At 59.5% G+C, this 22,516-nt stretch carries 22 protein-coding genes and 3 pseudogenes; 7 read left to right on the forward strand and 18 right to left on the reverse strand.

All coding sequences use genetic code 11. The features are described from left to right. The first annotated feature begins 134 nt into the window (after window positions 1–134). A complete protein-coding gene (locus FRZ40_RS30560; RefSeq protein WP_147236599.1) occupies window positions 135–569 on the forward strand; it encodes a MarR family winged helix-turn-helix transcriptional regulator in 435 nt (144 codons plus the stop codon). A 15-nt stretch (window positions 570–584) separates the two neighbouring features. Here the strand turns inward: FRZ40_RS30560 and FRZ40_RS30565 are convergent, their stop codons facing one another. The 9 genes and pseudogenes from FRZ40_RS30565 to FRZ40_RS30605 form a co-directional block, all read right to left on the reverse strand. Next, window positions 585–1,349 (reverse strand): SDR family NAD(P)-dependent oxidoreductase, encoded by a 765-nt coding sequence (locus FRZ40_RS30565; RefSeq protein ID WP_028369950.1) that lies wholly within the window; start codon window positions 1,347–1,349, stop codon window positions 585–587. A gap of 33 nt (window positions 1,350–1,382) precedes the next feature. Next, a pseudogene (locus tag FRZ40_RS30570) lies at window positions 1,383–2,034 on the reverse strand (ANTAR domain-containing response regulator). 1 nt (window position 2,035) lies between these two features. Continuing rightward, a pseudogene (locus FRZ40_RS30575) lies at window positions 2,036–3,186 on the reverse strand (transporter substrate-binding domain-containing protein). A gap of 57 nt (window positions 3,187–3,243) precedes the next feature. Next, window positions 3,244–4,230 carry an acetamidase/formamidase family protein gene (locus tag FRZ40_RS30580; RefSeq protein WP_054922081.1) on the reverse strand — a complete coding sequence of 329 codons (987 nt, stop codon included), beginning with the start codon at window positions 4,228–4,230 and terminating at the stop codon, window positions 3,244–3,246. Between the two features lie 13 nt (window positions 4,231–4,243). Further along, the gene (locus FRZ40_RS30585) at window positions 4,244–4,951 is read right to left on the reverse strand and encodes an ABC transporter ATP-binding protein (protein WP_147236600.1); all 708 of its coding nucleotides are present in this window, start codon (window positions 4,949–4,951) and stop codon (window positions 4,244–4,246) included. Next, window positions 4,948–5,658 carry an ABC transporter ATP-binding protein gene (locus tag FRZ40_RS30590; protein ID WP_147236601.1) on the reverse strand — a complete coding sequence of 237 codons (711 nt, stop codon included), beginning with the start codon at window positions 5,656–5,658 and terminating at the stop codon, window positions 4,948–4,950. Before FRZ40_RS30590 ends, FRZ40_RS30585 begins: the two co-directional genes overlap by 4 nt. Beyond that, complete coding sequence (locus FRZ40_RS30595) at window positions 5,655–6,683, reverse strand: ABC transporter permease subunit (RefSeq protein WP_420873902.1); 1,029 nt, start codon at window positions 6,681–6,683, stop codon at window positions 5,655–5,657. The genes FRZ40_RS30590 and FRZ40_RS30595 overlap by 4 nt, the downstream gene beginning before the upstream one ends. 74 nt (window positions 6,684–6,757) lie before the next feature. Next, window positions 6,758–7,639: an ABC transporter permease subunit gene (locus FRZ40_RS30600; RefSeq protein ID WP_028369957.1), complete on the reverse strand. Its 882-nt coding sequence runs from the start codon at window positions 7,637–7,639 to the stop codon at window positions 6,758–6,760. 61 nt (window positions 7,640–7,700) lie between these two features. Beyond that, window positions 7,701–8,945, reverse strand: a complete 1,245-nt coding sequence (locus FRZ40_RS30605) for an urea ABC transporter substrate-binding protein (RefSeq protein WP_028369958.1) — start codon at window positions 8,943–8,945, stop codon at window positions 7,701–7,703. Between the two features lie 653 nt (window positions 8,946–9,598). On the opposite strand from FRZ40_RS30605, the gene FRZ40_RS30610 reads away from it, so the two are divergent. Then, window positions 9,599–10,183, forward strand: a complete 585-nt coding sequence (locus tag FRZ40_RS30610) for a c-type cytochrome (protein ID WP_051446586.1) — start codon at window positions 9,599–9,601, stop codon at window positions 10,181–10,183. Between the two features lie 509 nt (window positions 10,184–10,692). On the opposite strand, the gene FRZ40_RS45215 is transcribed toward FRZ40_RS30610, so the two are convergent. The 3 genes from FRZ40_RS45215 to FRZ40_RS30620 all read right to left on the reverse strand — a co-directional run bounded on the left by FRZ40_RS45215 (window position 10,693) and on the right by FRZ40_RS30620 (window position 13,159). After that, on the reverse strand, window positions 10,693–11,001 hold the full coding sequence (locus FRZ40_RS45215) for an NAD(P)/FAD-dependent oxidoreductase (protein WP_240057327.1): 309 nt from the start codon (window positions 10,999–11,001) through the stop codon (window positions 10,693–10,695). Beyond that, on the reverse strand, window positions 10,998–12,329 hold the full coding sequence (locus FRZ40_RS30615; protein WP_240057328.1) for an FAD-dependent oxidoreductase: 1,332 nt from the start codon (window positions 12,327–12,329) through the stop codon (window positions 10,998–11,000). The genes FRZ40_RS45215 and FRZ40_RS30615 overlap by 4 nt, the downstream gene beginning before the upstream one ends. Before the next feature lie 476 nt (window positions 12,330–12,805). Beyond that, window positions 12,806–13,159, reverse strand: coding sequence for a winged helix-turn-helix transcriptional regulator (locus FRZ40_RS30620; protein WP_028369961.1), 354 nt, complete (start codon window positions 13,157–13,159; stop codon window positions 12,806–12,808). 102 nt (window positions 13,160–13,261) lie between these two features. Here FRZ40_RS30620 and FRZ40_RS30625 point away from each other — a divergent pair, with 102 nt between their 5' ends. From FRZ40_RS30625 to FRZ40_RS30645, 4 genes and pseudogenes are all read left to right on the forward strand, one after another. Further along, complete coding sequence (locus FRZ40_RS30625) at window positions 13,262–14,011, forward strand: SDR family NAD(P)-dependent oxidoreductase (protein ID WP_147236602.1); 750 nt, start codon at window positions 13,262–13,264, stop codon at window positions 14,009–14,011. Window positions 14,012–15,120: 1,109 nt separating this feature from the next. After that, window positions 15,121–16,593, forward strand: a complete 1,473-nt coding sequence (locus FRZ40_RS30635; RefSeq protein WP_147236846.1) for an MDR family MFS transporter — start codon at window positions 15,121–15,123, stop codon at window positions 16,591–16,593. A 111-nt stretch (window positions 16,594–16,704) separates the two neighbouring features. After that, entirely contained in the window at window positions 16,705–17,280 is a 576-nt protein-coding gene (locus FRZ40_RS30640; RefSeq protein ID WP_147236603.1) for a carboxymuconolactone decarboxylase family protein, read from the forward strand. 474 nt (window positions 17,281–17,754) lie between these two features. Next, window positions 17,755–17,954 (forward strand): annotated as a pseudogene (locus FRZ40_RS30645) (cold-shock protein); the annotation flags it as partial. 381 nt (window positions 17,955–18,335) lie between these two features. Here FRZ40_RS30645 and FRZ40_RS30650 read toward each other — a convergent pair. The 6 genes from FRZ40_RS30650 to FRZ40_RS30680 form a co-directional block, all read right to left on the reverse strand. Next, window positions 18,336–19,139 (reverse strand): hypothetical protein, encoded by an 804-nt coding sequence (locus FRZ40_RS30650; RefSeq protein ID WP_147236604.1) that lies wholly within the window; start codon window positions 19,137–19,139, stop codon window positions 18,336–18,338. Between the two features lie 305 nt (window positions 19,140–19,444). Beyond that, window positions 19,445–19,657 (reverse strand): 30S ribosomal protein S21, encoded by a 213-nt coding sequence (gene rpsU / locus FRZ40_RS30655; protein ID WP_081767797.1) that lies wholly within the window; start codon window positions 19,655–19,657, stop codon window positions 19,445–19,447. A 474-nt stretch (window positions 19,658–20,131) separates the two neighbouring features. Continuing rightward, entirely contained in the window at window positions 20,132–20,356 is a 225-nt protein-coding gene (locus tag FRZ40_RS30665) for a hypothetical protein (RefSeq protein WP_028371555.1), read from the reverse strand. Window positions 20,357–20,635: 279 nt separating this feature from the next. Further along, window positions 20,636–20,839: a cold-shock protein gene (locus FRZ40_RS30670; RefSeq protein WP_028371554.1), complete on the reverse strand. Its 204-nt coding sequence runs from the start codon at window positions 20,837–20,839 to the stop codon at window positions 20,636–20,638. A gap of 248 nt (window positions 20,840–21,087) precedes the next feature. Further along, the gene (locus FRZ40_RS30675) at window positions 21,088–21,372 is read right to left on the reverse strand and encodes a hypothetical protein (protein WP_028371553.1); all 285 of its coding nucleotides are present in this window, start codon (window positions 21,370–21,372) and stop codon (window positions 21,088–21,090) included. 138 nt (window positions 21,373–21,510) lie between these two features. Beyond that, window positions 21,511–21,798: a hypothetical protein gene (locus FRZ40_RS30680; protein ID WP_028371552.1), complete on the reverse strand. Its 288-nt coding sequence runs from the start codon at window positions 21,796–21,798 to the stop codon at window positions 21,511–21,513. 355 nt (window positions 21,799–22,153) lie between these two features. On the opposite strand from FRZ40_RS30680, the gene FRZ40_RS30685 reads away from it, so the two are divergent. Then, on the forward strand, window positions 22,154–22,456 hold the full coding sequence (locus tag FRZ40_RS30685) for a hypothetical protein (RefSeq protein WP_028371551.1): 303 nt from the start codon (window positions 22,154–22,156) through the stop codon (window positions 22,454–22,456). Window positions 22,457–22,516: the final 60 nt, after the last annotated feature.

Genomic DNA, 22,516 nt, shown 5'->3' on the forward strand with positions numbered 1-22,516 from the left:
GATTCAGGATGCACCAACGAATGGCGTGCGCGCACCATCGCGCGCACGCGCCAGAGGACACTTTGCACCGATACTTTCCGCAGAAAGTTTATTTGCGTAAGATTCACCTATTCGTCTTTCACGAAGCATCTACCATGCCGGACACCGACCTCTCCTCCTACCTTGCCTGGCTCATCGCATCCGCGCATCGGCAGATGAAGCTCAGTCTCGCCCAGTTGACTGCCGAAGAAGGCGTGAACGAAGAGCACTGGCGCATCCTGCATGCGGTGTCCGACGAGGCGGGCCATTCGATGAGCGAACTCGCCGCTCAAGTCCTGCTCAATCTTCCCGCGCTGACCAAGAACGTCGACAAGCTCGTGAGCCGCGGCCTGGTGCAGCGGTCGGCGGACGACTACGACAGCCGCAAGGTGCTGATCTTCATCACGGACCGGGGCATCAAGCTGCTCGGCCGCCTGCAACCGGGCGTGGACGCGCATCACGCCGCCATCGAAGAAACGCTCGGCCCTCGCAACGCCAGGCAGTTGAAGCGTCTGCTCGAACGGTTTATCGAGGAGTCGGGACCGCGTTGACGCGTGCCGCCCTCTTCAAAGCTGCACGCCGCGCGTGAGTGCGCCATCGACCACGAAGTTGGTGCCGCTCACGAAACTCGCTGCCGGGCTCGCAATAAACGCGACAGCATTAGCGATTTCCTGCGGCCTGGCCATGCGCCCGGTCGGATTCAATGCGAGCGCCCGCTCGAACAGCGCCGCATCGTTATGCTCGATCCAGTCCCACACGCCGCCTTCGAAATAGACGTTGCCGGGAGATACCGTGTTCGCTCGAATGCCTTTGGACGCGAGCTGATTCGCAAGCCCCTGCATGTAGTGAACGAGTGCGGCCTTGAATACGCCGTAAGGGCCGGCGGCGAAATCGATCTCGCGCCCCGATACACTCGATATCGCGACGATCGACGCCGCCTTGCTCGCTTCGAGCCAGGGCATGGCCGCATCCACGAGATTGACCGTGCCGAGCAGGTCGGTCTCGAACTCCTTGCGCCACGATTCGAGATCGTTGCCGATAGCGAGCGCGCTGACGTTGGCCACTACGATATCGAGCCCGCCCCAGTCCTTCGCCACGTGCCCGACCCATGCCTTCAGCGCGTTGCCGTCCGCGACATCCACGGCAGCGCCCGACGCGCGTGCGCCGCCCAGTTCCGCTAGTGCGCCCGCAGTCGCCGTCACGGCCGCCTCGTCGCGTGCGCAGATGGCCACGTCGGCGCCTTCCTGCGCGAGCGTACGCGCAATGGCAAGACCGATGCCCTTGGTCCCGCCCGTCACGATTGCCTTCAGTCCCTTCAGTTGCAAGTCCATCTTGGTTGCCCCTTGTTGAACCTACGGTTGAATTCAGTCTTCGCCGCGCCCATCCTCGTGCATCATCCCGCGCTTGATCTGCAGCACCTCGCCCGCCTGGATCACAGAGTGACAGATGTCGTCGACCGACACACGTTTCTCCATCGCCTGGGCGCGCAGCATGTCGTACGCTTCGTTCTCGCTGACGCCATGCATCGTCATCAAAATGCCCTTCGCTTCCTGCAGATGCCGGCTGTCGAGCAGCTTCTGCTCGAGCCTTGGCAATTCGTTGCAAGTGCTGCCGCGAGCGCCGCGCATGATTGAGCGCCATGATTACGGTCGACAGCAGGCCCGAGGCGCGAATCGGCGTCGTGACGATGCCGTCCGATCCCATCTTGATGGCCTGATCGATGAAGGTCGGATTCTCATACGCGACCACGCAGATGACGGGCGGCGCATCCGGCCCGGACCATTCGTCCTTCGGCGCGCGCTCTTCGGGCAACAGCGCACGGAACACCAGATCCGTCCTGTCGGGCAGCGTCTCCAGCGGCGGCCAGCATCGCTCGACCTGAAAGCCCATGCGCCGGAGATGGTTCGTGAGCGTCTGGCCGTCGTCATCGTCGGGATGGAACACGACCACGCGCGGATGGCGCTCCAGAATCGAACTGGTGAGGCTGCGTTGGTCTCTGCCCATGCGCGCGCTCACGTCAGTAGTCCCGCGTGCTCAACTTCGTCACCCAGTCCCCGAGTGTCTGGCGTGTCATATACGGGTCGGGGCCGACGGCGAACTTCGATTCGCGCAGCACGGTGAACTGGCCGTCCGCATTCGCGCGGCCGATACGCGGATAGAGCGCCATGTGATGATTCACGGGATCGATCCGCACCCTGCCTTGCGGCGCTGCGAATTCGGAGCCGAGCAAATGCGGCATGATCTTGCCGATTTCGTCCGAACCGGCGCGCGTGCAGGCTTCGGCGAACATATGCATCTGATAGTACGCGGCTTCCCAGTTCATGTCGGTCGGTGTATCGGCGCCGAAGCGCGCCTGGTGCTGCCGCACGGCGCGATGATTCTCGGCTGTATCGATGCTCTGGAAATACGGCGCCGCCGTGAAGTGTCCCGCCGCGATGCCGCGTTCCATCGCATGAATTTCTGTCTCGGACGTGTTGAGGCTGCCGATCGGCATCCGCGCGGGATCGAAACCCGCATGCGCGAAGGCCTCGTACAGATACGGCACGGTCGCGCCGATCACCGTGCAGAAAATCCAGTCGGGCGACTTGCGCGCGATATCCGCAACGACCTGCGCGAACTGCTCGCGGTCCGCCTCAAGCGGTAGATAGCGCTCACCGAGTATGGCGCCTTCCGGATGCTGAAGCAGCAGTTCCTGCATGGTCCGGTTGCATTCGTACGGATAGACGTAGCGAGAGCCCACGAAGTAGACGCGCGCGCCGAACGTCTGCGTCATGAAGTCGGCGAGCTGCACGCCGTTCTGATTCGGCGACGCGCCGCTGTAGATGATGTTGTCCGAGTATTCGAAACCCTCGTACTGTTGTGAATAGATCAGCAGCCGGTTGTGCTTCTCGACGACGGGCAGCATTTGCGGCTCGTGGACGTATAGCCGCCGAAGATCACGTTGACGCCGTCCTGCACGATCAGGCGCTCGGCAAACTCGCGAAACACGGCGGGGTCCGAGCCCGGATCGTAGTGGATTGCAACGAGTTCGCGTCCGTCAATGCCGCCGCGCGCGTTGATCTCGTCCATCGCGAGGCACGCGCCGCGCCACTGCGACTGCTCCAGAAGCGCCGTCGAGCCGCTCGTGGAGCAAAGCAGACCAACTCTGATGGGATCGGACAATGCCATGTCGTGACGTGCTCTCCGTATGATGCGTGCGGGACGGTGCCCGCACGGCAGATCGTTTTACTTGAGGTAGTGCTTGGCGACCATCGCGCCGACCGTATATTTTGGATCGACAAAATTGCCGAGCCGCACTTTGCCGACCTGGCTCAGCATCATATACGCGTCCCACTTATCGAAGCCGTACTCCGCGGCCATCCACAGCACGAGTTCGCGATACGCAATACGTGTCGCGTCTTCGAGCGGCCGCGCGCTGCCGATGCTCATCAGGGCGTCCTCGTTTTCGAGCCGGGGCCAGTCGATCTTCCACTTCTTGATGAGATCGACCCGTACGGTCGTCGTGCTCTGATACTCGACGGCTGTGCCGCATACTTCGCCGTCGCCCTGGCAAGCGTGCGCGTCGCCGATGAAAAGCCGCCCGCCGGGCGAGCGCACGGGCAGATAGGTGATGCTGCCCGGCCCCATGTCGGGCACATCCATATTGCCGCCGTGCGAATCGGGCGTGAGCGAATTGATCGAATCGAGCTCCGGCGACAGACTCAGCGTGCCGATATGCGGCTTGTACGGTAGCGTGTTGCGCTTGCTCCAGTACACGTTCTCTTCGTCGATCTTGATCTTGCGCACCACTTCGGGCAAAGGCTCGTTGAGGAGCGCCGTGTAGTCGGTGCCCGTCAGTCCGCCGAAGTTCGGAATCATGCAGCAAAAGCCGTGCGGATCGTCGCCGCGCGGCGACATCTTTTCGATGTAGACCGCGACCACATCGCCCTTCTCCGCGCCCTCGATCATGATGGGACCGTTCTGCGGATTGAGGAACGGCACCGTCAGCACCTGCGATGGCTTATCCGTTTCGTTCTTGATCTTCCCTTCGAACGCGTCACGCGTGTCCACCACCACACGATCGCCGGGCTTCACGTGCAGCACCGGCTGCGAATACGGCCCAATGGTGTAGTGGAAGGTCTTCTGCAGTTCCTCGGTCAGATGATGTTCCACCGGTTCGCGATCGGCGCCGACGCCGCGCTTCATCATGATCGATTCTTCTAGCCATTTCATGTTCTGCTCTCCGTCACAGTGCCAGATACTGGCGTATCAGTTGCTCATCCCCGAGTTGCGCCGGGCTTAACGTGTCCACGATGCGGCCTTTGTCCATCACGCAGCAGCGCGTCGCGATGCGCTCGACCATACCCATGTCCTGCTCCACCAGCACCACGCCGATGCCCGTCTCGCGCGCGATCGTCAGCAGCGTCTCGCCGATCAGATCGACAATGGAAGGCTGGATGCCTTCCGATGGCTCGTCGAGCAGCAGCACCTGCGGCGAGCTGACGAGCGCCCGCGCGATGGCGAGCTGCTGTTGTTCCCCGCCGCTCATCGTGCCCGCCTTTTGCCGGTAGCGCGTCTTGAGAACGGGGAAGTAGCCGACAACCATCTCCCGCATCGACGCTGCCTTGTCCGGGTTCGCCTGCGCGCCGACCTGAAGGTTCTCCGCGACCGTCAGTGCGCCGAATATCTCGCGGCCCTGCGGCACATAGCCGATGCCTTTGCGTGCCCGCACATAGGGCTTTTCATGACCGATGGGCGCGCCGTCGAGCACGATCTGGCCCGCGTCGAGCCTGACGAGACCGATCAGCGTGCGCATCAGCGTGGTCTTGCCGACGCCGTTGCGTCCGATCAGCGCCAGCACTTCGCCGCGCCCGATACCGAACGACACGCCGTTGAGCACGCGCCCGCCGCCATAGCCTGCTGCCACGTCCGCGACTTCGAGAAGCGCGCTCATGATTTCTTCCCCAGATAGACTTCCGCGACGTCGTCGCGCGCGAGGATCTCTTCGAGCGGGCCGTCGGCGAGCAGTCTTCCGCCGTGCAGCACCGTCACGCGCGTCGCGATCTGCCTGACGAAGGTCATGTCGTGCTCTACGACCATCATCGTCAGGCCGGATGCGGAAAGCCGCTTGATGAGTTCGCCCGTCGCATGCGTTTCCTCGATCGACATGCCCGCAACGGGCTCGTCGAGAAACAGCAGCTTCGGCCGCAGCGACACGGCCATCGCGATTTCGAGCCATTGCTTCTTGCCATGCGACAGATTGCGCGCAAGCACATGCTCTTCCTGTTCCAGCAAGAAGCGCTGCAAGAGTTCTTCGATACTTCCAGGCCGGTCGTCCTTCGCGCGATACAGCGAGAGCTGCAGATGCTGACGTACACTCAGATCCGGAAAGACGCCGGGTATCTGAAACTTGATGCTCATCCCCATGCGGATGCGCTCGTGCGGCAGCACATGGCTCATGTCCCGCCCGAGAAAATGCACGCTGCCATCGGACGGTCTATGCTCCCCCGTGATGAGCTTGAAGAACGTGCTCTTGCCTGCGCCGTTCGGTCCGATCACGCAGCGGATCTCGCCCGCGTCGATCTGAAAGTCGATACCGTTGATCACCTGCACACCGCCGAAGTGTTTCTTGAGCGCGCGTGTTTCGAGCAGCACGGTCACGATTTACCCTCCTCTTGCTTGAGCGGTTCGTCGAAACACGGGCGGTTGCGACCGTTACCAAGATTGCGCTCACGCTCGAAGCGCCGCAATTGCCTTGCTACGAACGGCAGCAGGCCTTCGGGCGCGGCCAGCACGACGACCAGCAGGATCGCGCCCATCAGGATCAACGCGTACTGGCTGCCATATACGGCGAGATTCTGCGAAAGCCACACGAGCAACGCAGTGCCGGCAATCGCGCCGCCGATGCTCTTGCGGCCCGACGTAGCAACCCAGATCACGGGCATGGCCGCAGCCGTGAGGCCCATCGTCGACGGCGTGATGTACGAGCCCCAGATCGTGTACAGCGCGCCCGACAAGCCGCCCAGTGTGCCGCCGAGCACAAAGACCAGCAACTGATGAAGACGGATATCGACGCCCAGCATTTCCGCGCGCTGCGGGTTCTCGCGGATCGCGATCAGCGTGAGACCGAAGGGTCCGTCGAGCAGCTTGCGCATGAACGCGTAGACGGCGATCAGCAGGAGCAGCACCAGATAGTAGAAGCTCGTGTTCTCCAGTGTGAGCGGCCCGCCGGGCCACGGAATCGTCAGCGGCGGCATGCCGCCCATGCCGTTGTAGCCGTTCAGGCGCGCTTCGCCGATCGCCCATTGCGGCCCCGCCGTCTGCGCCATGAAGGTTTCGAGCACGAGCGTCACCGATAACGTCACGATGCCGATGAACACGCCCTTGATGCGCCCGAAGAAAATCATGTAGCCGATCAGCGCCGCCACGACGACGCTCACCGCGATGCCCGCGCCGAGGCCGAGCCACGAATCGAACCATGTGTCGCCGAAGTTCAGCGTGAAGATGCCGTAGCTATAGCCGGCCAGGCCGAAGAACGCGGTCTGCCCGAACGACAGGATGCCGCCGTAGCCCCACATCGCGGCAAGCCCGACCGCGCTGAACGCCCACAGCAGACAGTAGGCGAGATTGCCGCTCGTGTTCGCGTCCACGACGAGCGGCAGACACAGTGCCACGACCCACGGCATGTAACGCAGCGCACGCGGTGCCGGGCCTGACGCAGCCAGTTGCGCTTGCGTCACCGATCGCTTCACCGATTGCTTCACGTCTCCTCCCGGCGCAAGCGCATGAACAGGTTGCCGAGCCCTTGCGGCATCAAGCGGATCACCACGATCACTGCGACGAGCAGGCCGATCTGTCCGAACAGCTGACCGTAGCACGCGGTGAGCGCGGCCTGGATGATCGCCAGCACGCCGGCCGCCGGCGTCGTGCCGGCAATCACATTTACGCCCCCGACGACCACCGACACGAACGCCTGCACGATGAAGTTGCTGCCCATCGTCGGCACGGCCGTCATGGTCGGCGCGTAGAGCGCGCCCGTGAGTCCGGCAAGTCCCGCGCCCAGCGCGAAGGTCAGCGTGTAGAGACGATCCGTGCGCAAGCCAAGGCATTGCGCGATGCTGGCGTTCTGTATCGTCGCGCGCGCACAGACGCCGTAGTTGGTCTTGAAGAACAGTAGATAAAGCGCGAACAGAATGCAAAGCGCGATTCCCGGCAGCACCGCCCGATACGTCGAGAACGAATACTCGCCCAGCGAGAACGCGCCGAACGGCGTGCCGATACCTTCGAGCGACGGACCGGCGACGAGCAGCATGGTCTGCTGCACGATCAGGCTGATGGCCCACGTCGCCACGACGGAATCGAACAGGCGGTCATAAAGATGACGAATCACGAGCCGCTCGATCACGACGCCCGCCATGGCTGCAGCCAGCGCGCCGAGCAGCATCGCGAGCGGCAGCGGCATGCCGTTCTTCGCCGAGATGATGGTGACATACGCGCCGCACATGATGAACTCGCCATGCGCGAGATTGATGACGCCCATCATGCCGAAGATGACCGCCAGCCCGAGCGCGGCCAGCACCAGATACGCAAAGCTGTCGCCGAACTGATAGATCAGCGAATAGAGCACCGACAAGGTGGCCATGATTGCTCCACTTTCAAAGAACGTGCGCGCCCTTCGACCCATCCGGACACGCCCGTTCGGGTCACGACTTCTTCGGCAGATTCGACGGCGTGTATTGACGGTGATCCGGCTTGTTCGGCAGATCGCAGCCCACCTTGCCGAGCCAGTACGGCTGCACGTCGTCCCATATCTTCGGGATATCGACGGAATGGTCGTCCTTCACATGCACGAGAAAGATCGTATGGCTCGCATGATGGCTCTTCGGGTCGATGCAAACCTTGCCCTGCGCGCCTTCCGTACAGATGCCGCCGCTCTCCAGCGCCTTGCGCACGGCATCCTGATTGGTGGACTTCGCCTTTTCGGCGGCTGCCTTGTAGAGGTAAATCGCGTCGTAAGCGTTGGCGGCTTCCTGATTGATGTACGGCTCGTTCGGGAACTTCGCGTGGAAGCGTTTCTTGAAGTCGTTGCTCGCGGGCGTGTCGACTTCCTCGACATAGTTCGCGGTCACGTACATGTCCTTCAATGCAGGCGGTTTGAAGCGCTTGTGCTCATACGCCTGACCGACGTTCACCGAACTCGCCATCGGCAGATTCAGATGCGCCGAAGCCTGCTGCTCGTAGTACGACGCCTGATTCGCGCCGACCAGCAAGGTCACGACAAAATCCGGTTTGGCCTTCTGGATGTTCTGGATGGTCTGACCGAACTGCGATACCGACAGCGGGATGAATTCCTCGCCCACCATCGTGCCGCCGTTCTCCTTCACGATGTTGCGCACCCATTCGGCGGAGATCTGCCCGAAGTTGTAATCGGCGGCGATTGTGTACACCTTCTTGCCGAACTTCTGCATCATCCACGGAATCAGCGTCGAGAACTGCTGCTCGGGCACGGCGCCCGTCACGAAGGTGTTGGTGTCGCACACACCGCCCTCGTACTGGTTGTCGTACCAGTAGAGTTGATGCGCGCGATCCATGATGGGACGAATCGCTTCGCGCGAGGCGCTGGAGAACGCGCCGAAGATCACGTCCGGCTTGTCGGTCTGCACCAGCCGACGCGCGAGTTCCTGAAACTTGGTGTTGTCCGATTGCGTGTCGTACGCGACGAGCTGGATCGGGCGGCCAAGTATGCCGCCCTTGGCGTTGATTTCGTCTACGGCGAGCTGCGTCGCGTGAATCTTCGGGATGGTCGCCAGCGCGAAGTTGCCCGACGCGTCTTCGAGCAGGCCGACCTTCACGGGTTCGGCCGCATCCGTGACATTCGTGACAAGCGACGTGACTGCAAGTCCTGCAATGAAGGCCAGACGCATCCAGCCGGACGGCTTAAGCAACATGCGGATTCTCCAGTAATGGGCTCGAACTCCCGAAAATGCGAACAAAAAAAAGCCCCCTGACGAACACACGGTTCGTCAGGGGGCTTCTGTGCCGGACCCTCGGGCGGACATCGTTGTCGGGCCGCGAGGAATGGATGCAGTCTAAAGCGCCGAATTTTGCGTTGTCAACGCTGATCAAAAATCCCTTTGCCGTCTGCGCGCGCGGGGAAACGCCGCATTACAGCCGCTCGACAGCCACGTGTCGCCGTGCTCGCAGTACGCGTCAGCGAGCGAGTGCCATGTCGATGCTCATAGCAGACACCAGTCAGCGGCACGTGCGTCTTCGCCCCCGTGTGCCGGTTCAAGGGAGATCGATTGTGCGCTTACGAGCGGTCGCGGTCCGGACCCGTTGCCGTCATTCAAGTCTCCACAGCGGCGATGTCCGTTTTCAAAGTCCAACCGCCAGTCGTTCACATCGTGACGCCTGCCCCTTGTCGGACTCGCCTCGCAACCTGCAACCGATGGGCAGACAGCGACGAACCCGAGAGTTCGTGAAGGTCAATATCCGGCGAACACTCCCGGTCAGATAACAAATCGGTAATCTGCGCGTCGTTGTTCGGTAATCAGGGGCCACGGAGAATAGAAGTTCAAACACCCTATACGGCACGCACATCATGTTGCCCCTCCGCTCCAGAGTTACGACGATTGTCACCACCGTTGCAGCGTTGTTCTTTTTGCTCGCCGCTGCAGGTTTGGCCTTCATGTATTCCGGAATGTATGACGTCTCGGCAAGTTCCAAAGACAACCCGATCATAGCGAAGCTGCTGCATGGAACGTACGAAGCCTCGTTGCACCGGCACGCCAGATCTGACGTCGCACCTGGCGACCTGCTGTCGTTTGAAAACATTCGTTCGGGTGCGCAAATGTACGACTCCAGCTGTGCCCTCTGCCACGGTGCACCCGACCGTCCACTGAGTCTCATCGGACAGGGTATTCAGCCCGCCGCGCCCTCGCTCTTGTCTGCCAGCCGTCGGAATAAGCCCGAGCTGATGTTTTGGACGATCAAGCATGGCGTGAACATGACAGCTATGCCTTCGTTCGGGAAGACGCAGTCGGACCAGGCGATTTGGCAAGTCGCCGCGTTTATCTACGCCGAGCGCGGAATATCGAAGGATAAATACGAGCAGCTCGTACATGGCAACGCCCAGGTTGACAACACGGGTGTCTCTCTCAAAGGTCCGACACCGGGTAAAGAGTGACCATGCTGTTCCGATTCACATGCCCAGTCGATTGATTGATGCTCCTAGGTCTATAACATGAAGCGCGTTGCCATTTCTTGACGAATAGGCCTGAACGTCGACGAATAGCAATCCAGCGGCCGACCGCTGCCAGGTGCCAATCAACCGTTTCGATGACCGAACGTCAGCGTGAGCACAGGGCAGCTCATGGGCCGTTAATTGCCAATCGGTGTGCAATCAACGAAATCGTTTTGCGAACGGCACACACCGCCACGCCTTTTCTGCACGCGATCTATGCTAGACCGATATAACTGTTATTGGGAAACGGCCGCTAGCGAACGGCTCGACCAAAGGCTTCTTTACGTCAACGTGCTTAAAGCTGGTGCCAGCGGCGAGATTGCGGCAAGCGCCCAGACCAAGGGCATGCACAACAAGTTTATCGTCGATCCTGTCGGTGTTCAGGCCTTGATTCAACTACACTACAAAAAATTAGGGCGTTAGCCTAACGCGATAAACCTCTTTGCCTCCTACTAACGATTCATCCCTCGACGACTTTCCAGGTATTTGTGAACGAATGCGATTGCCATACTGCCTTCTCCAACGGCGGAGGCGACGCGTTTGACCGGGCTCAGTCGTACATCTCCGCAGGCGAATACGCCGGGGATACTCGTTTCGAGCAGGTAAGGGTCGCGAGTTTCGGACCAGTGCCCGGCCTTAACGACATCGTCGCCCGTGAGCACGAACCCTCGTTGATCGCGCGCGATCTCCATCGGTAGCCATCCGGTCTCCGCATCTGCACCGATAAACACGAAAAGCCCTCCGCAGGCTTTCCAGCTCACCTCTCCATGTGACCGATCCCGCAAACAGATCTCAGAAAGACGGGAGTCCCCCGTACCGCGGTCACTTCCGAATCGAGTTGGACGGAGACGTTGGATTTTGCCTTGATCTGCTCGATTAGATAGCGGGACATATTTTTCTCAAGCGACTCCCCGCGCACAACAAGCGTTACGTGCCGTGCATGATTGGCGAAATTCAAGGCGGCCTGACCGGCCGAATTGCCGCCGCCGATGAGGAAAATGTCAAGACCATGCGTAGCACCGGAATCGCCGCGCGAGGCACCATAATGGATACCCTTGCCAGCAAATCGGTCACAGCCCTCGATATCGAGCCTCCGCCAGCTGACGCCTGTCGCAAGGATGATTGTTCGCGCCTGAATGATGTCGTCCCCATCGAGGTGTAGACAGTGAGCGCCAATCTCGACTTTTCTGACCGATCGCGCAACCACGATCTCCGCACCGAGTCGCTTTGCCTGCTGCAACGCGCGGCTTGCAAGCTCTTCCCCTGATACGCCATTCGGAAAACCCAGATAATTTTCGATGCGCGATGATGTACCCGCCTGACCGCCTAGTGCCTCGCGCTCAAGGACTAAAGTGCGCAGACCTTCAGATGCACCATAGACGGCTGCCGCAAGCCCAGCCGGACCTCCTCCGATAATTACGGTGTCGTAGTCGAGAAGGCTCGGCTGGGTACGCAAGCCAAGCGCTGTAGCGAGCTGTCGAGTTGACGGGCGCCGGAGAACAGCCCCGTCATGCAATTTCAAAACGGGAAAATCAGCTACCTGAAAACGTTCCCCGGACTCCGAAGACTGCTTCTCGAAATCATCGGGCGCCTTCACCTCGAAGCTCACCTGATTGCGTTGCAAGAACTGTTGCAACGCCCGGCAGGCCGGATCAAGGCGATCGCCGATCATCGTCGCCCGAGGCATGGGCGGCTCGTCAGCGATTTCCTGCAGACCCCCGACGCGTTCTCGGGCGAGGAGACCCACTTTTACTGCGATTTCCCGGCATGAGGCCGCAATTGCATAATAGTCTTGTGTGTCGACACGCATAACCCGGGAGGGCGAAGCAGCTCGGTAAGAGATAACGAATGGCGAACTCAACACAAGCGGCAGTTCACCGAACACACTTCCAGGCGTTCTCCAACCAAGCGTGCGCTCAACGCTATCAAAGACCTTGAAGGCTTCTATTTTCCCTTCCAGCACTGCGTAAAGTGCAGGCTCTCCGCCCTCATGTACGGCAAAATCTCCGGCTTGCAAATGTACATCGCCAGCGGACTTTGCCAAACGATCAAGTTCGCTGTCTGGCAGACCAGCAAACAAGGGAACCATTCGTATATCGTCTATCGTGAGCATATGAAGTGCGGAAATATGGCGACCATATAAATCGAGAGAATAATTTGCTCCTTGCGTTGATCCGCTTCCGCAAACTAAGTCCCCGCGCTTTCTTCATACATTAGATTTCCGACGGCTTTCAGCGCATTATAATTTGTGGCACCCATACCTCGCTTGGTAGCGCTTTCAGCGACCGCCGCAGCCATGTTCTCCAACCGGAAAAGCCTGAGGTCCGGCTTTTGGAAACGGACACGCCGTGCGTGTTCCAATGCGTATTCCTGGCAAGAGAAAAGCCATTCCACTGCAACGCGAATCGTGATTCCACGGCATCGCGAACAAACGTATCCGTCAGCGAAACCGATGCTCTGACGTCACGGCGAGAAGCTGATCGCGGGAGCACGAAAGGAGTCGCTGAGCATATTCGCGCCATGTGCAAGCATCTCGGGCGGCGCCGCGCCCGCGTTGCGCGGATTTCACCTGGTGCGTGCTTCGCGGTTCGTCATCATCTCGCCAACCTCCGCGGCATGCGCGGTGCCCCATTCGCATAATGGGGCCAGCGCGTTTGCCAGTGTCTGCCCGAATTCTGTTAACGAGTAGTCGACTCGCGGCGGAATCTCCTTGTAGTCGACACGATGAACGAGGCCATCGATCTCTAATTCCTTCAATTGCTGGATGAGCATCTTGTGGCTAACTGCTCCGATCGCCCGCTTCAGCTCGCCATAACGTCGAGTGTCGTGTGCAAGGTGAAACAAAATCAAAGGCTTCCATTTGCCCCCAATTACGGCCAACGCCGCGTCGAGGCCACAGGTGAACAGATCGCTTTTCATTCGACATTCCATGGGTACTTACCAAAATGTTCATACTAGCCATAAGTAGAGTGTGGGTCTAGGATGTCGAGACACAATCGATAGTTTGAAAGGAATACGCAGATGGGTAGGCTGACTGGAAAAGTTGTACTGGTAACCGGAGGCAATAGTGGCATCGGGCTGGCGAGCGCGAAGCGTTTCGTCGACGAGGGGGCGTTCGTGTTTGTCACGGGGCGCCGTCAAAGCGAGCTTGACAAGGCTGTAGCGATCATCGGGCACAGCGTGCGGGCGCTGCAGGGCGACGTGTCGAAGCTCAATGATCTCGACCGGATTTTTGCTGCTGTTCAGGCAGAAAAGGGCCACCTTGACGTGCTGTTCGCGAACGCGGGGCTCGGCTCGCTGGCGCCGCTTGGAGCGATCACGGAGGAGCAATTCGATCTTACGTTCGACGTCAACGTGAAAGGAACGCTGTTCACAGTTCAGAAGGCGTTGCCGCTGATGAGCGCGGGTGCTTCGATCATCCTGACCGGGTCAACGACGGGTTCGAAGGGGACGCCGGCGTTCAGCGTCTACAGCGCAACGAAAGCGGCAATCCGCAACTTTGCGCGCAGTTGGGCGCTCGATCTGAAGGACTCCGGAATCCGCGTGAATGTGCTGTCTCCCGGTGCGACGGCAACGCCGGGTTTGATGGAGAGCCTTGTCTCGGGCGCTCAGCTCGATGCGATGATCGGCGCGTTGAAAGTGCAGACGCCGCTTGGGCGAATAGCGGATCCGGACGAAACCGCTGCCGTGGCGCTATTCCTTGCGTCGGACGAGAGCAGCTTTATGACCGGCAGTGAAGTGTTTGTCGACGGCGGTTTGGCGCAGGTCTGACCTGAACTGGACGGAGACGGACATGCCGTCTGCCGGGATGGGAAACTCCGCAAGAGCGCACTTATCGTTTCGCGCCTGCCGTCCGCCCTGCTTTATCTGTCTTTTCGAAAGGGGTCGTCTGCCAACGATGCCGGTTTCCGCGATCCTGGTTTCGATTTCGTGCCGGCCGTGTTCGCAGCGTCGCCTTTCTTTAACCGCTGGGAGCGTCAACGTCGTGCGCCCATTCGGCCAGCAACGTGAACAACAGTGGCACGATGCGTTTCGACAACTACGAACTAAGCGGCAAGTATGCGTTGATGCGCGAGATCAGTGTCAGCATCACCGCACGTACACGGATGCGCACACTGGCAATGGGTAGCAGCACGATCTGCGGGGCTAGTCCGAAGTGGAATCAGGTCAACCTTCAATCCTGCACACCCTGTCGAAGCGGACTGATGTCTACCCGGAAGGCGTGCATCAACACGCGACGGATCACCGCTACGCCGCGTCATCGATACCTCCAGCAGCGCTTCGTCAACGGTCGATCAGGTCGCTGTTGCTGTCTGACTGCGCACCCGCTTCCAAACAAGACGATGCCCGCCTCAAGCCTACGCATGAAATGTCGTCCGTAATGCGGCCTGTTCGGCAAGAGTCGGCTCGCGATGTCTTCCCGCAGTCCATCAAGATCAGCGCAAGCGATTTAGCGACATGGCCGGGGTCGCACACGTCTCGGACAACTCGGAAAGCGGCACGAAACAACGGCTTTCCCAGTTAAGTGCGCGCATCGAGCCCGTCTCGATGTCATAGATGCAACCGTGCAGATTCAACGTGCGGTTAGCGAGTCCTAGTGCGACAGGCGCGAGTTGTGCGATTACGCGTCCCGCTGGAATTTCAGAAACCCTTCAGAGGGCCTGTCGCGAGTCCGCACAACTATTCGTTTCACCAATCGTGACAAGAGTAAATCGGTCTTGGACGCTATAGCTGAACTGGCTCATTCTTCGTTCTTCAGTTCCCGGCAAGCACTCGAAGCCGGGAACCAAACTTCACCTGATCCGAAGAAACGACGCGCGAATCATGTCCTGAACCGTCGCCATTTAAGCAGGAACGTCATGAACACAATGTTAGGCAACCTGTCGTCCAGATCGGAGACATCCAGGCCACTTGTCATCGCCGCCGTGATGGCCTCGCTGGCGATGGTCGCCATCGAAGCGACAATCGTCTCGACCGCGATGCCGCAGATCGTCACGAAGCTCGGCGGACTGCATTTATATAGCTGGGTTTTCTCGTCGTTTTTGCTGACGCAGACGGCCATGACGGTGGTCTTTGGCAAGCTTGCGGATATCTTTGGTCGCAAGCGCATCATGCTGGCCGGCATTGCCATTTTTCTGGTCGGATCGGTGCTGGCCGGCTTCGCCTGGTCGATGCCTGCGATGATCGTCTTCAGACTCATTCAGGGCATCGGCGCCGGTTCAATACAACCGGTCACGCTGACCATCGTCGGCGACCTCTACCCAGCCAAAGAGCGTGGCAAGGTGCAGGGCTATCTGGCTAGCGTGTGGGCGACGGCGGCGGTCCTCGGGCCGATGATCGGCGGCTTTATTGTCCGCGACTTCTCGTGGGCGTGGATCTTCTGGATCAACGTCCCGATCGGACTGATTTCAGCCGCAGGATTCGTCCTGTTCCTGCATGAAAAGGAAAGAGACGCTCGGCCGTCGATCGATATCGGCGGTGCAGTCCTCTTCACCGTCGCCATCGCCGCGCTCATGATCGGCCTGACGAGCCTGAGTACAGCGGACTATACGCACGCGATGCTCAGCGGCAGCGTGTTCATCGCAAGCGCAGCGCTGTTTGTCTGGCAGGAGCGGCGTAGCCCCGACCCGATGATTTCGTTCGGCCTGTGGGGGCATCGTCCCATTGCGATGACCAACCTCGCGACGGCTTTGTCCGGCATGGCCTTGATGGGGCTGACCACCTTCCTGCCGATGTATGTTCAGGGTGTGCTGCATCGCACGCCGGTGGTCGCAGGCTTTGCGCTGACCATGGTCATGGTGGGGTGGCCGCTGGGCGCCACGCTTTCCGCCCGCTCGTTTCACCGGTTCGATCTTCGCAAGCTGCTGATTGGTGGAAGTGCGGTGATCCCGGTTGGCGCGATGATCTTCGTCTCGTTGACCCCTCATAGCGCACCGCTTCTGGCCGGTATCGGATCGCTGGTCATGGGCTTCGGAATGGGCGCGCTCAGCGTCACGTCGCTCGTCCTCATCCAGGAGCAGGTCGACAAGTCGCAACGCGGCAGCGCGACCGCCTCGAACCTGTTCTCGCGCAACCTTGGAAGCACACTCGGCGCGACCGTCTTCGGCGCCTTGCTCAACTATGGACTGGCGCACTCGAAGACGCTTGGCGTCGTCACTTCCGATCAACTGCGCAAGGTAATCGAGTCAGCGCCCGGCGGCATGGACAGCTTCACCGCCATTCGGATCGCGTTGCATCAATCGGTTCATCTGACGTTTGTTGGACTCCTTGTCGTTGCGGTGTCGATCGTCGTCTTCGCGGTTCTCGTCCCTGCCGTTGCTGCGGCCAGAAACGGTGAAGCGCCTCAGCGTTGAGAAAGGCTTCATTGTTCTACTCACCGGCATTCACCATCATCAGTTCTTCATTGTAGTTGCCTGGCACTACGCGGTCTTTAGCTGTTAAACAGAAACATCAAAGGAGTTGGCATGACCCGTCTTACTACCGCCACGCTTGAAACCGCGACTGGCGCAACCGCGGAAGTATTCGCGAAGATTAAAAAGAACGTAGGTAAAGTTCCCAATGCATTTGCGACGATCGGCACCCACAGTCCTGATGGACTGCAGGCCATCTTCGCTGTCGACGCGGCCGTCACGCGAAGCGAACTGTCAGCCGCGGATATTGAAACGCTCAAGCTGGTCGTCAGCGAGGGGTCGGGCTGCGATTACTGTGTCGCGGCTCACGCGCTGAAGGGCAAATTCTCGGGCCTGTCTCAGGACGTCATGACGCTGGTCCGCGCGGGCAAGCTGACGGGTGACGCCAGGCGGGATGCGCTCGTACGTTTCGTTCGGGTTCTTGTCGAAACCCGGGGCACGCTTCCCGCTGCAGAACTGGATGCGTTTCGCGCGGCTGGCTACAGCGAACATCAGGTGATCGCCGTGTCTCTGGCGATCGCTTCCATCACCTTTGGAAACCTGGTGAACCGGATCAACGATACCGTGATAGATTTCCCGCTGCCGGCTCAACTGGTGGGCGGGAGCAACGAAAGTATCGATCGCAATTGAGTCGCGGACATCGTTCACCGACGCGACTGAGCCAGAATCAGGATGACCGCTTCGCCCGCTGTCATGGGACAAGTGTCCAGCTTTTCTCCGGGCATTCGCGGATGCAAACCTTGCAGCGAAAAAGTTTAGTCACGGGAACCACGTTGTATTGGAGCCTGGCATTGTTGCTACGGTCGGATACTTGCTAGCAATGGCTCCTGTGATAGGTGTAGCAGCCGTTCGAACGTCCAGGCGTGGCGCCGGGCGATTGACTCCTCGTGGCCGACTGTACGCATTCGTTGCCTTGGCGAACCCGGACCGATGGCGAACGCGCCAACCCGACCCGTTGCGGACGGTCGAGCAGGCGCGGCTCCAATGGCAGGTCTCTGAGTGGAACGGCCATTCCGTTGGTATGAGGCGACCTATCGGAGAGGGGCGAAAAATCTGGCTGGCAATAAGACACCGGCCGATGACTTGCGATTGCCATCAGCTGTCATGCTTTCGGGTACAGTGAAATGGTTTAACGATGCAAAGGGCTTTGGTTTCATCATGCCTGACCAAGGCGGCGAAGACCTGTTCGCCCACCTCTCCGAAATCAAGACGGAAGGCTTCAAGTCGTTGCAGGAAACCAGAAGGTGAGCATCGAAGTGAAGATGGGGCCGAAGGGCAAGCAGGCCGCCAATATCAAGCCGGTCCAAGCGGCACGCGCATTATCCGGACAAGTGACCAGCCCCAGCGCGGGTCAAATTTTTTGAGTTCAACGTGCTGGGAGCACATGCACATGATGGCATTCCGGTGTCCCGTTTCGAGCAGGACCGACAGGCCTTGATCATAAACAGCCACCTCACTGACAATCAGGCCGTGACGGGGTCCGTGACGTTTTCGTTAGCTCGCGCCGTTGCTACCGGATTGTGTGCCCGCCCGTCTTTGAAATATCCCAGGTCGAGCCGTGTTGCGGAAAAATCATCTGAGTGCAAGTTCCAGGCTTTCACAACGGCCTTCGCCGGGTGACCTCCACCGAATGGGCTTTGCACGCATTGAAGATCAGCACATCGCGCGTTCTCCGCCCACTTCGGTCAGCGTGTCGCATCCTCTGGCTTGGAATTCCTCGCTGCAACAAAGCGGGTTTGTACAGCGACGAGTTGGTCATCGGTGGTCGCCGCCAGCCACAAACGCGCGTGCTCCGCGATCTGCCGGTTGTGGTCCTTCAATGGGCCCAGTGCGGCAGCGGCCTTCCAGACCACCGGGCCAATGCGGCTGCTCCTGCCCGACGACGCGCCTACCAGCAGGCAGTATGGTCCAAGCGGAAGTGATACGAACGGTAGCGCCGGACTGGCGCGCACGCGCCAGTCGATGAAGGGCGTCTCGCTGATAAGCAGCGGTGTCGGCAATCCGTAAAGTACACTGAAATCGTACAGTGCCAGTTGCTCGCGCATGCCCGCGTAAATACGCCTGATATCAGCGACAACCGCCGCGTGGATTTCATGCTCGAACATGGGCTCCTGCGCATAGCAGGCCAGTGCCTCACGTGCGGCCGACTGATATGCGCTGAACAGCCCGAGCTCCACGCAGTCCTGAACTGCACGCTGGACCTCCGCCACAGAGCCGGCCTCTTCTGGTTTGCCCAACTGCGCTGCCCGCAAGAACCGGGCTAGTCCCGCCTCCTGGATCACAGGGCCAGCGGCAGGCGCATCCACGTCAGCGTCCTTATCGAGCGGCACATAGACGTATTTTTCGGCCGCAAAGCGCGATTTCTTACCTTCATCGAACCTGATTTCGCCATCGATGCAGTCGAGATAGCGAGTACCGATTCGTCCATGCTCCCAAACCCAGTTCTTCAGGAGCGGGCGCAGTGGATGCAACGTGTCGTGGTCAGCCATGGAAACCTCCGTACCCTCGCATCGTCCCACGCGGTCGCCTGCCCTGTCCAGGATCCGACAAACAATCTGACCAACGGACCGGCCTTTCTGAATCGGACTAAATCAGCCCTGCCGTCGAACCAACGACCGGCTTGATCGCTCGCCGCGACTCGAAGCGGTCTATCGATCGCCGAAATTGAGCGACCGGCATGTGAACCAACCGGCCACGCAGCTCAGATCCGAACCGGTTCCCCAATGCGCAGGTTACGCGGGACACCTGGCTGGGCACGATACGGCGCTTCAGCAGGCTGTCCCGCATTGCCCGGTCAGTACCGCTTTTTCGGTGGCAACGACCGTTTGATCTGCTTGCGCAGGCGTGCCACTGCAGCTGCCTTTTTGCGCTTGCGTTCTGTGGTAGGTTTTTCATAGGCCGTCCGGGAACGAAGCTCCGGAATCAAACCAGTGCGCTCGATTGCGCGACGAAAACGGCGTAATGCAACATCCACGGGCTCGTCGGGTTTCAGAATTACGGTAGTCAATTTTTTCCTTGGTTGAGATCCGCCGTAATGGCGAATGGTAATGCGGATGTGCACGCAGCGTGGTGGCACAGGTAAAGAAGGGACACAACCGACCTTCGGTATTGCGCCCTCAACGACTTCGAAATGCGGCGCGTTGCGTTGCGCCGCCGCTCCGTTCATCCTGATGCCGAAAGTTGATTCTCCTTTCGCCAGGCCGTACACGGAGCGTTCCAGCGCTACCCGATCGCCCGCAAGGTGATTCGCGACTATCCAAAGTGTGTCGTTTCGGCGCTGTGCGAAGCCAAGCGATACTGCATTGTAACCGCAGGCTGGCTGCCGGCCTCGCCACTATCGGGGGAGCGACAAGGAAGCGGGGTCGGCAGCCATGCGTGCCGACGATGCGCAGTTCGGGATCCCGTGTGATGTTGGGCGCGTTTTGTTGCACCCACCCTGGCGCCTCAGATGCGCCGGGTGTTTCGAACTGCGGCGCCGTCATTAACCGCGCGTGTCGACCCATCCGCGTGCCCACTGCGTCGAGTGCTGCAGCGCCTGCTCTTCACTCTTGAAATAATCGAGCGAATAGAACCAGTAGCGGTCTTCGGCTCGCGCGCTATCGATTCGTTCGAGCAGCAGGTTGGATGAAAAGCTCCCGTCGGGCAAACGATGCGCCGAAGATTGGACGGCATAGCCGTTGTATAGTTGGATTTGTTTGTTTTGCATTTTAATTTTAATAATATTTGAGTGCGCACGTGCCGCACGAAAAGCGCATATGTGCGCCGATTCAAAGCCATTCGAGCCGAATTCTGAAGCAGTCGAAAAGCCAATAGTGGCGTTGAAGCCTGAAGGAAGAAACCTGGCCCAACCAGGTGCATGGCGCTCGGCAAGCTGCCAAATGAACAGGTGCCAATCAGTAGTGGTCGCGCCAACTGAGGGAGACGAAGCTCCGCGAGGGTACCGCTGCAACCCGGCATCCGTCGCAGGAGGCCGGGCTCTACAACTTTACAGCGGCTTGATGTTAGCCGCCTGCAGTCCCTTCGGACCTTGCTTCGTTTCGAAGCTCACCTTCTGATTTTCAGTCAGCGTCTTGAAGCCTTCGCTCCTGATTTCGGAGAAGTGGGCGAACAGGTCGTCACCGCCCTTGTCCGGGGTGATGAAGCCAAAGCCTTTGCTGTCGTTGAACCACTTAACGGTGCCGGTATCCATGAAAAATCCTTGAGAAAACTGCGAAAATTTGCCGTATCAAGAGCGCGTGAAGCTTCAAGGAGGGAGAGGACAACGAATACCGCGGAGGAGCGAGCAATTGATGAACAGCAATCGAACTTCTTGAACTTCGGAGCGAACACTACCTGCCGGATGGAACAGCGTCAACATTTATCCTGTAACTGTTTCACCAGGGCCCGTCCTGCATGATTAAGCGCTGCGTTCTCGTGCCCTGGACGGCGGTCGCGCGATCAAAGGGTACCCAGCAGGCGCAGTTGATGCTCGGTCTCATTTCCCTGAACGAGAGCATAGAAGCACGGGCGCAAGCGCTCTTCGGTCGAAAAACCTTCGGTCTCGGCGAAGGCGTTCCAGAGCATATCGTCAATGGCCGTTGGCTTACCATGCGCCTTGGCAAAGGCACACAGATGGCGACTGGCTTCGCGACGAAGCAGAACCCGATCAGAATTCAGGACGTAGGGTGCGTATCCCGTACGGATAATCAGGTAATGAGGCACCGAGTTCCTATCTTTTTTCATCGACCGCCCTCCCATGTCCGGCATTCATCGGCAACGGCCTCACCACGCTTCCGGCTGCCACCGAAGCCAGAGCAGTGTGTCGAGCGAGACAACCTACTTCCGCGGGCAGGTGCCGTCGTTGCTTACGTTTGGATCAGCTCACATGTCATTGACGGACTCACCGTCCACCTTCCCGTCGATGATGTCCTTGCCCCGCTGACAGGCAGCGGTTCTGGCCACACCAAAATCGGAGAATGTGTTCTCCAGCAGGAGCCGGAAGACGCGGCTCCCGTGTTCGCCGATTTCAGCTCCTGGACGGCAGATCCGTACCGCAACATCGTAACCTTCGGCATAACGGGAATGCGCGTCGTCATGTGTGAAGACTCGGGAGAAGACCAAAGGATGAAGCTCAAACCCCTTGTAGATGCCAGGCTGGCGCGTCGACATGACAATTTCTCCGGCAAAGGAAAGCATGTGGTCCGTGCGGTGCCCGATGAGGCACCGGCGGCGAATCTGTGCGAGTCCGTTCGCGTAGATCGGGTGTGTTTGCATGTTGCCAGAAAGATGACTGCACCGGCGAAGTAAATCGAACTTTCGTCGGACTGTCGAGCCACGAGAGCCGGCAATAAACACCCAACGTGATTGAGCGTCGGCGCCATATCATCTGCCGCGCTGTTGAATCCAGCAATGAGGTGGCAGCCTAAGGTAACCTGTAACCGCGAGGCGACGATGACGGAGCGGTCAGTTCAGCGGCGACTTCCATCACCGCAAATTGACGAGACAATTTTTTACGGAAGTTGCCATGGCGACCACTGACGCGCTGCCGACGCTGGCTGAATATCTCGAACTGTGTCTTGACAGTGGCGGCAGCGTCATCGTGATGCAAAGCTGCGGCGAAGCTTGCGCGGTGTACGTTGGCGACTCAACCAAGCCTCAGGATCGCTGGACGTATTACGGTGCAATCGGGTCGCTCGTTGCCGAAGACATTCTGAAGGGGACCCGTTCCGGGATCAACCGGGTTGAAATCGGCGGGCAGGTGTACAGGTTCGTACGAAGTCTCACGCACTTCGAAGACCGGGGCGCAATTGTTTTCACACCAAGATAGCCCCTGTGTCTCTTCGGCAGGAATTACGCTGCGAATCCGCAAAACATGATCCAGCGAGCG

Origin of the sequence: Paraburkholderia azotifigens (assembly GCF_007995085.1) — a bacterium.
In the GTDB taxonomy this organism is placed as follows: domain Bacteria; phylum Pseudomonadota; class Gammaproteobacteria; order Burkholderiales; family Burkholderiaceae; genus Paraburkholderia; species Paraburkholderia azotifigens.